Genomic DNA, 1,242 nt, shown 5'->3' on the forward strand with positions numbered 1-1,242 from the left:
TGCTTCCGTCCCGGGTGGTGGTGTATCTGCTGCTGGCCGGGGTGTTGTTCGCCGAGTTGGGCTATGTGCAGGTATGGGGGCGGCTGACCGCGGGGCTCGGCGGGTCGCAGCCGGCGCCGAGCGGGGCCGCTTTGGCCCAGGCGCGGCGGCGGTTGGGTGTCGCACCGCTGAAGGCGCTGTTTGAGTTGCTGCGCGGCCCGGCCGCCACGCTCGGCGGCGCGGTGCGGTGGCGGGGTCTGCTGGTGTGCGCCGTGGATGGGACCGTGATGAGTGTGGCCGACAGCCCGGCCAACCGCGTGGCCTATCCCCGCCAGCGCGGGTCGGCTTTCCCGATGCTGCGTCTGGTCGCGGTGGTGGCCTGCGGCACCCGCAGCGTCCTGGACGCGGCGTTCGGCCCGGCGTGTGGGACCGGCAACGGCGAGACCGCCTATGCGGCCCGGCTGCTGGGCGCGCTGGGTGAGCAGATGATCGTGCTGGCCGACCGGGGCTTTGCCGCCGGGTGGCTGGTCGAGCAGATCGCCGATACCGGCGCCCACCTGCTGATCCGGGTCAAGAACGGCCGGTCGGCACCCAGGCTGCCGGCCCTGCACCGCCTGCCCGACGGCTCGTTCATCTCCCGGCACGGCGGGATCAAGGTCCGCGTCATCGATGCCGGCATCACCGTCTCCACCGCCGCAGGCTCATCCACCGGCAGCTACCGGCTCATCACCACACTGCTGGACCCTGCCGGCTATCCGGCCACCGACCTGATGCGGCTCTACCACCAGCGGTGGGAGGTCGAGACCGCCTACCTGGAGCTGAAATCCTCGATCCTGGGCGGCCGTGTCCTGCGTGCCCGGACCCCGGCCGGCACCGACCAGGAGGTCTACGCGCTGCTGATCGCCTACCAGGCACTACGCACCGCGATGGCCGACGCCACCAACAGCGACCCCCGCATCGCCCCGGACCGGGCCGGCTTCAGCACCGCCCTGGCCGCCGCCCGCGACCAGGTCATCCAGGCCACCGGCGTGATCGCCGACACCACCATCGACCTGACCGGCCGCATCGGACGAGCCGTCCTGGACAACCTGCTGCCCGACCGACGCACGCGCACCAACGCCCGCACCGTCAAACGCGCGATCTCCAAGTACAACGCCCGCGGCCCGGCCATCGACCGAACCACCTACCAGGCCACCATCGCCATCAACATCCTCACCGGATCCCCCTTGACAGCAACCCGAGATCCTTAACTTCCCGGCATTG

Annotated in this window: 1 protein-coding gene; it reads left to right on the plus strand. The window is 71.3% G+C overall.

Going from position 1 to position 1,242, the window contains the following annotated elements; genetic code table 11:
• The coding region (locus tag SM418_RS37930; protein ID WP_371946477.1) for an IS4 family transposase at positions 1–1,229 on the plus strand (1,229 nt) is incomplete at its 5' end.
• Between the last annotated feature and the right edge of the window lie 13 nt (positions 1,230–1,242).

Source organism: Actinomadura chokoriensis (assembly GCF_041463665.1).
In the GTDB taxonomy this organism is placed as follows: domain Bacteria; phylum Actinomycetota; class Actinomycetes; order Streptosporangiales; family Streptosporangiaceae; genus Spirillospora; species Spirillospora chokoriensis_A.